This is a genomic window from uncultured Nostoc sp. (genome assembly GCF_937863485.1).
Classification (GTDB): domain Bacteria; phylum Cyanobacteriota; class Cyanobacteriia; order Cyanobacteriales; family Nostocaceae; genus Nostoc.
The window spans coordinates 25,041-33,319 of record NZ_CALMFY010000247.1; the positions used below are offsets into that span (position 1 = coordinate 25,041).

The 8,279-nt window shown below is 41.2% G+C and carries 8 protein-coding genes; 5 read left to right on the forward strand and 3 right to left on the reverse strand.

The features are described from left to right. The first annotated feature begins 209 nt into the window (after positions 1–209). Positions 210–2,471 (forward strand): dynamin family protein, encoded by a 2,262-nt coding sequence (locus tag Q0541_RS33990; RefSeq protein WP_298921471.1) that lies wholly within the window; start codon positions 210–212, stop codon positions 2,469–2,471. An 882-nt stretch (positions 2,472–3,353) separates the two neighbouring features. On the opposite strand, the gene Q0541_RS33995 is transcribed toward Q0541_RS33990, so the two are convergent. Next, positions 3,354–3,929, reverse strand: coding sequence for a single-stranded DNA-binding protein (locus tag Q0541_RS33995; protein WP_298921473.1), 576 nt, complete (start codon positions 3,927–3,929; stop codon positions 3,354–3,356). 294 nt (positions 3,930–4,223) lie between these two features. After that, positions 4,224–5,480: an FAD-dependent oxidoreductase gene (locus Q0541_RS34000; RefSeq protein ID WP_298921475.1), complete on the reverse strand. Its 1,257-nt coding sequence runs from the start codon at positions 5,478–5,480 to the stop codon at positions 4,224–4,226. A gap of 186 nt (positions 5,481–5,666) precedes the next feature. Here Q0541_RS34000 and Q0541_RS34005 point away from each other — a divergent pair, with 186 nt between their 5' ends. After that, positions 5,667–6,977: an ABC transporter ATP-binding protein gene (locus Q0541_RS34005; protein WP_298921477.1), complete on the forward strand. Its 1,311-nt coding sequence runs from the start codon at positions 5,667–5,669 to the stop codon at positions 6,975–6,977. A 78-nt stretch (positions 6,978–7,055) separates the two neighbouring features. On the opposite strand, the gene Q0541_RS34010 is transcribed toward Q0541_RS34005, so the two are convergent. Further along, complete coding sequence (locus tag Q0541_RS34010; protein ID WP_298921480.1) at positions 7,056–7,286, reverse strand: DUF433 domain-containing protein; 231 nt, start codon at positions 7,284–7,286, stop codon at positions 7,056–7,058. Positions 7,287–7,454: 168 nt separating this feature from the next. On the opposite strand from Q0541_RS34010, the gene Q0541_RS34015 reads away from it, so the two are divergent. The 3 genes from Q0541_RS34015 to Q0541_RS34025 all read left to right on the forward strand — a co-directional run. Then, complete coding sequence (locus Q0541_RS34015) at positions 7,455–7,517, forward strand: DUF4160 domain-containing protein (protein WP_298921486.1); 63 nt, start codon at positions 7,455–7,457, stop codon at positions 7,515–7,517. A 168-nt stretch (positions 7,518–7,685) separates the two neighbouring features. Continuing rightward, positions 7,686–7,964 (forward strand): DUF2442 domain-containing protein, encoded by a 279-nt coding sequence (locus Q0541_RS34020; RefSeq protein ID WP_298921482.1) that lies wholly within the window; start codon positions 7,686–7,688, stop codon positions 7,962–7,964. A gap of 127 nt (positions 7,965–8,091) precedes the next feature. After that, positions 8,092–8,279: hypothetical protein (locus Q0541_RS34025; RefSeq protein ID WP_298921484.1), on the forward strand; the 188-nt coding region annotated here is incomplete at its 3' end.

Here is an 8,279-nt window from a genome sequence, read left to right on the forward strand (position 1 = left end):
ATGTATATGTAGGTAAATTTGGTTTTTAGACTCCTCGGCAGTTTTTCTGACATCGCATACTTCCACAATATACACGCATCTGCGATGTAGAACTGCTCGTGATTTCTGTATTCATTGTGTTGTCTATAATTATAGTGTTAATACTGCTCACAAATAGTAATATTTATATTAAGTATATAGAATATTATTAGTGTATTAGAGCGACAGGAATGAATATCGACTTACTGGGATATCGTCAAAACGCGGGTATGGGTCAAGTAGAGGTGGCTAATGCCTTGGACATTTCTAAGATGCAAGTTAATCTTTATGAGCAGGCTCCTGATACCGTTCCAATGGGGCTTTTAGTGAAATGGCTGCAAATATTAGGTATTGACCTCGCTACAGCCATGTCAGCACCAATACCACCACTCAAAGGAATTGATCCAGGAACTCCATACACTGAACTTTATCGCAAACTAAATTTACTGAATCAGTACATTGGTGATACTCCTCCTGTAGACAAACTAGATATACCAACACCACCAGCCACCCCCCATGATTTCCAACAACAGCTTAAGCTGTATAAACAAAAGCCTAATGTTGTTTTGACTGGAGGCTTCGACGCTGGTAAATCACACATGGCAAACGCTTTGTTGGGAAGTAAAAATTTGCCAGTTGATTATCAGCCAGCAACAAGAGTAATTACATTTGTCCGTCATATAGAAGACCGTCCCAAATGGTGCAAAGAAGATGTATTGATTGTTAATGAAGATTTTTGGCTAAAAGATGAAAAAGGTAATCAAATCATTGATTTACTACTTTTAGATGACCAAGAACGTTGTGATAAATATTGTGTACACGCAGGAAGCTTCGATACTTTGCAAAAATATGGAGTACATGGAGAATATGAGGATATAGCGGCTCATGCAGCTGTGGTCTATATTAATTCACCTCTGCTACAAGCCTGCAACCTGATAGACCTTCCCGGCTTTTCAGATCAGCCAGATGAAGTTTCTAAAGATGTGGAGAAGGCTACTAGTGCTGCACAGATTGCTGATGTAGTAGTGTATGCCTCACCAGCCAAGGGTCACATTAATGCTCAAGATATGATACGCCTTAGCAAATTATTGAGTTCACTTCCTACAAAAGAGAATGAATGCAGTAATTTCCCCACGCTTGGTAATCTCTTCATTGTGGCTACTCATGCTGATCCTAGTATCTCTGATCATCAACTAAAAGAAATACCACCTGGAGCAGCAAGAAGACTCTATAAGCCACTAAATGAAGGAGTATTAAAGACACGCGGGGAACGGACAAATCGCGCTATTACTCAAGAAGATTTGCGAACAAGATTCTTTACATTCTGGTCAGAAAGACCTGATAGATGTCAACAGCTATTTGATGATTTTACTAAACTACTAAGTGAATTTCTTCCTCAAGCGCATCTGTGCCGTATTGAGCGAGAAATAAATGCAATAAAGGAGGCTAACACAGAAAAGTATACTAAACAAATTGAGGCTTATCAAAAAACTCTTGCTGATATAGATTCTCGGCGTAAGCAACTACAGGTACTCGAAGAGAATGAAACAGCTCGTAAACAAGAAACTCAGCAGAAACGCGATAGGGTAAATCAAAGTACCCGTGAGTTACAACGAAATAGCAGAACTTCCTTTCAAAGGTATACAGAGCAGCTTTTAACTGTCGATGCTGTCGAAAAAATTATCCGCAATCTGTATGATGACAAAAAAGAGGCAAAGGAAGGTCTTGCTGGTTATCTAGTTGAGAAACTTCAACATGAGGCAGAACAGATAATCAAATCAAATTCTGATAAATTAACACCTTCAATTGAAGCTTTCCTTGGTTCATACCAAGAGGCTTTACTTAAACTACCAAATTTAGATATATCCATCGAGATACCCTTTGATGCTAAAGGAGCTTTTATAGGCGGACTTACAGGACTAACTAGCATCGGTGCTTTATCTGCTTGGGCAGCAGCACTAGGAAATCTTGGCGGTTATATCCTAGTAGCTAAGTTAGTTAGTCTTTTATCAGCACTGGGCATTAGTATTGGTGGTGGAACTGCTGCGGTAATTTCTTTTGTAGCGGCTATTGGTGGCCCTATAGTACTTAGTTTAGGTCTAGCTGCTGCATTAGCTTTCAGTGTGTGGAACTTATTCGGAGAATCTTGGCAAAAGCGTTTAGCAAAGGAAACTATTAAATATTTTGAAAAACAGCGTATACCTGAGAAGTTAACAGACGGAATTGATCAGTTTTGGCAAGACACAACGAACACTTTTGAGGTTGGTGCTAATGCAGTAGAAGCAGACTGGAACAAATATATTGAACACTTGCGTGAGATAACTTCACCTACAACAGAATCAAAAGACCGCATTGAGGAAATTATTAAAATATTAGAGGTAGGTAAGGATTTTTTCGGCGGAATTCCGTGGTCGAATACTAATCTAAAAGGTTGTATAGGAATTTCTGGGTAGTTTTGAACCTCAAAGAGCATCGAGAAGTTAAACCTGCTGAAGGAATGCCGTTTTAACACAGCATTGATATTGATGTTTAAAATTTGCAATTTCATAAAGTAACGATTTTTTTTGTCCGACCGAGAATAAATCGGTCGGACTTTCTATTTTTTAATTACACTTTTCTCCTAAAGACTTTCTTTTTAATTTTTCGACAACTTTCCTCTTGGCTATTTTTTCTTGTTTAAGTTTTTCAATTACCAATAGTCGTATTTTCTTATAGTTCAAATTTTTTCTAATAGCGTAACTACTAATAGTACCCAACAAAGAGCTACTGCGTCTGTCTTTAGATGCTGTTTGGGAAACAACCGACGCTCCTAACTTACTAGATAACCAAATGTAAAATGGTAATTTAGCCTTTGGAGGTGTCTTATCAGATTTATGTATCATAGTTTACCTTATATTTTTTTGTCGTTGTATCTCCCTTGAAAGAGTAGAAATAACCTTCAGCATAGATCAACAGTAAAAAAGCCCATACAAAACGAGTTTATAGCCGAGGGGCTATCACACTTCAAAATTGCATAAGCTTCTACTAAAGATATCTTAACATAATGCTGGAGATTTTACGGATTCGTTTTGGTGAATATATTTCATATTTTATTTCGTTTATACTATTGACAAAAACATCGTTATGCAATAAATTATCTAGATTTTAGGCTGAAATCAAATGTTCAATCCAAAATCCAAAGTTACGAGTCAATTGAAGTTCAAATTGGTGGATTATTGATGATTGCCCTGGTGATCGCAGACAAAAAAATAGCACATCCTAAAGGATGGCTATTTGTAGAAATTGTCTAATCGTAATGTTAGTTAGCAAATTGAATACACGCTCAACTACCAACTTTAGAAAGGAATATCATCTGGATCTGGTTCTTCCTCTTTCACTGCTGGATAAGTGGTTCGCTCATAATTTGTGGGTTGGGGTACGGGTTCGTAACTTGTCGCTTGGGGAGCAACGCCAACAGGATTTGCAGCCGGGGTAGGTGCTGGACGTGGCGACTCGTAAGTGGTAACCTCTTTCTGTGGAGGACGAGATGCTGAAGATGGTTGTCGGGGAGCGGTTTCAGTGAATGATGGAGTTGCGGTTGCTGACGGCAATGGATCGGTATTAAAACTACCTCCAACAGATTGAATTTGTTGTACTGTCAATTCAGCACGTTTTTCTTTAAAACCTTCTTGACGCTCAACAGTATTCATACTTAAACGTCCTACCAGGATGACGCGATCGCCTTGGTGGTAGTTTTGCTGAATTTCTGTCGCTAAATTCCCCCAGCCAACAACTTTCAAGGTGGCTGGGGGATCTTCTGGTTTCTGGGAATTGGGAAACTGCACCAGCATTTCTGTGACTCCCAGATTATCCGCTGTATAGCGGAGTTGTGGCTCGTTTATAATTTCCACCATCAAAACGCAGCTGTTCATTAAAATTACTCCTGACTGCAAAAAGTACTGTTTGAAAAAGAGACGGTTTTTCTATGTAGTGTCAATTAATATCTAGATATGTTTAATTGTTTGCATTTTTTAATAATGTTGAACAAATTTTCTACATCCACTCTCAGTTTTTAGTCCTTTTTAGCATAAAAGCCAAGCGATCGCTTTGAACAGCATTGAGTATGCCGCTCGCCACCCTCGCCTGACTAAATGAGCATTTAATTCTGTATAGAGTAGTATGATTGTACCACCCGTTGAGGAAATATCAAAAATTCTCAGCAAAAATTAAGTTTTGACGTGAACTGGAAAAACACCCAAGGCGATTAACCTTGCTGGTAGGTCGCGCAAGATGGGTAAGCGCAAAAACGCAGGTGGTACAAAAGTGCGATTTGAGGTGAGAACCGGGGCCAATACCCGCTTTTGGATAAAAGTTTGAAACGCCTGAATGATGCGTGTGGGCAACTCGCGTTGACGTTGTACTTTTGCTAGGTCGCTAAGTTGTACTTGTCGGTTTTTGAGCGGTTTGCTGAGTACATTTGCCGCAACTACAGCATCTTGAATCGCGTAATTAATGCCAACTCCACCAACGGGGGACATTATATGAGCTGCATCACCGATGAGTAACAGTCCCGGACGATACCAGCGTTTGACACGGCTGGACTCGACTGAGAGAAAAGCTATTTGTGACCAATCATGTAAATTTTGGATGCGTTGCTGGAATTCTGGCACGACTTCGCCAACAGATTTTTTCAATTCCTCTAAACCCGCAGCCCTTAGTTGTTGATAGCCTCCTTTAGGAATAACATAGGCAAGTTGCCACTCATCACCACGGTCAAGCATGGCGATTAGCTTACCTTGACCAAAGCGCCCCATTCCCCCTTCAGGGTCTTCTGGCTGACGCGGTAGGCGAAACCAGAGGACATCCATTGGCGGCGAAGTTTCGATGGACTCAAACTCACCCAGATGGCGTAAACGTGAGTGGCGACCGTCTGCACCAACTGTCAATATTGCCCGAATTTCATGCCAACCACCGCCTCCTCGATAGCGGACACCTTGAATTACACCATCTTCGGCAATCAATTCCTGTACATTCGCACCCATCACCAGATGGAAACTAGGATATTTTTGTGCTTCTTGGGTGATGAACTCCAGGAATTTTACCTGGGGAAGCATTGTAATGTAGGGATAATCGGTTTTCAGATGACTAAAATCTGCGAATGTGACAGTATCTTGAGGAGTTTGAATACTAATTTGGCGCATTTTGGTATGGGGAAGTCCTAGCAAAGCTGTACTTAATCCCAATTCCTCCATAATTTCCATCACCGATGGATGAATCGTATCGCCACGAAAATCGCGATCCAAGTCTTTGTGTGCTTCCAGCAGAATCACAGAAATGCCTTGACGCGCTAACAACAGCGCCAATACTGCTCCTGCTGGCCCCCCACCCACAATGCAACAATCTGTGGTTTGTACGTCTACAATGTCATGGACAGGGTTAACGCTTGGGTCTTGGGAAAGATTTTTAGGTACATCGGTAGTCATAACAACACCTCCTGACAGCCCTAAAATTTAGAATAGTTTGCTTTTTATGGTAAAAGCTGTTTTTTTAACTTTTCGTATTTACCCTGAACGTGTATTATTATGAGCGCTAAAGTGTCATTAGTCATTAGTCCTTTTTCCAATGCCCCATGACCGATGCTCCATGCCCAGTGATAATAATTAACAGTTGTGTCCCAAGTTATTTTAGAAAACGTTTATAAAAGTTTTTCCTCACGTAAAGGGGAAAGTGTTACCTCACAAACCCAATCTCCTCTCACACTTGCGGAAAAAACTGATGTAGCGCCACGTGCGGAAAGTGTCAATGTCTTGCGACGGATTAACCTGACGATCGCAGATGGCGAATTTATGGTGCTGGTAGGCCCTTCCGGTTGTGGTAAAAGCACCCTGCTGCGGTTAATCGCCGGGTTGGAAGTGATGACTGGCGGTAATATCTGGGTAGGCGATCGCTTGATCAATGACCTACCACCCAAGGAACGCGACATTGCAATGGTGTTTCAAAATTATGCCCTCTATCCCCACATGACGGTGTATGACAACATCGCTTTTGGGTTACGCCGCACGGGAAGCAGAGGAGCAGAGGAGCAGAAAAGCAGAGGAGAAAATACTCCTTATCTTCGGACGTGGGCAGAAAATCTTTTTGTGGGGGCGACAAGAAAGTTACCTAAAGGACTGCGCTACATTTCTGACAAAGAACGGGCGGTAAATGAGCAGGTGCGTAGTGTTGCTCAACTGTTGCAAATCGAAACCTTGCTGAATCGCTTACCTAAACAGCTATCTGGGGGACAAAGACAACGAGTTGCATTGGGAAGGGCGATCGCGCGTGACCCCCAAGTATTTTTAATGGATGAGCCGCTTTCTAACTTAGATGCTAAACTGCGGGCGGAAACCCGCGCCCAAATTGTGAAATTGCAGCGCCAACTGGGGACAACGACAATTTACGTTACCCATGATCAAACAGAAGCGATGACAATGGGCGATCGCATTGCGATTATGTCTGAGGGTAAAATTCAGCAAGTTGCTTCTCCCCTAGAACTTTACAACCGCCCTGCCAACCTTTTTGTAGCAGAGTTCATTGGTTCACCACCGATGAATTTTATTTCTGTGGAATTTCATGCCCCGCAGTTGATTACTCATTCTCAGTTTCGTTTCACCCTGCCCGAAGTCTGGGGAAAAGCTTTACAAAAATATGATGGGAAAACTCTAATTTTAGGTATTCGCCCAGAACACTTAAACTTGAGTATGCCTGCCACCAAAAATCTACCAGTGCAAGTAGATTTAGTAGAGAATCTCGGCAACGATTCCTTTCTTGCTGTTAAGATTGCCGAACCAGGATCTCAACCTGCTACTACAGCCAATTATCTACAAGTACGAATACCACCAGACCGATTTGTACAAGTTGGCGAGCAACTTTGGTTATCTCTAACTCTAGAGAAAATTCACTTTTTTGACCCGGAAACTGAGTTAGCGATATTTCCCTAAAATTAATTTCCCACTTGACTTTTTGCGAAGTAGATCATTGATATTTGGATTTGGCAAGTTAAATTTTAATCAAGATTTTCATGCACTTCTGAGAGGGACTTCAATCTCTTCAGCCCGCCATGCAGCATAGGCAAGTGCTTCATAAATGTCGTCTTCTTCGAGGTAGGGATATGCTTTGAGAATGTCGCTATTACTGTGTCCAGATGCCATTAATCCGACGATAGTGCCAACAGTAACACGCATTCCCCGAATACAGGGTTTGCCACCCATCACTTCAGGATTACGAGTAATTCTGGTAAGATTTTGCATAATTTTTGCAAAGTGGGAGTAAGGTTAGGGGATTGAGAAATCAAAAATGGCTACGCCAATCTCTTTTATTATCGAACTTTCAGCATCTTCTAGGCTAATTGATTGTTAATCTTAAAAGAGATCCCGAAGGTAGAATAAAGTATGCCAGAAATTAGTCGTTTTTTCAGGATGATCATCACTATGTATTACAATGACCATCCGCCCCCACATTTTCACGTAAGATACAACTAGTAAAAAGCCATTATTAGCATTGAAACTTTAGAAGGGAAACTTAGCTCTAGAGCTTTTAAACTGATATTAGAATGGGCGACTTTCCATTAAAGGGAATTGATGGAAAACTGGGAACTAGCTAGAGATAATCAAACCCTCAATAGCGTCTTACCATTGGAGTAGTAAAATATGTTAAAAGACATTATTGCAGTAGAACCACGGGAAAATTATCAACTATATATCCGTTTTGAAGACAAAGTGGAAGGAATAATTAATGTTAGTAAGCTGATTAAATTTACAGGTGTTTTTGCACCTTTGCAAGATAAAAAATACTTTGCTCAGGTTGAATTAAATCACGAATTAGGCACAATCCAATGGCGATCAGGAGCCGACCTCGATCCAGATGTTCTCTATGCAGTGATTAGCAATCAGCCTATTCCTAAGTATAAGTCACTACGGTTCACTTAAGGATAATTGTAGCGACTGTCTTGATTGTCAAGTGCGTAGCTTGCCGCCGTAGGCATCGCCTGATGTTGTAGCGACCCGTTAAAAGTCAAGCGACGCCGAATAGCCCGTCGTAGACATCGCTTTGTTTGTGGAGATTTATAAAAGCGATCCTACCTGTGTACTTGATCGCGGTGCGACTAAGTTTGAAGTACCTCAACACGATTTTCAAGTACCTCAACACGACTTTGGAGTACCTCAACACGACTTTCAAGTACCTCAACACGACTTTGGAGTACCTCAACACGATTTTCAAGTACCTCAACACGACTTTCAAGT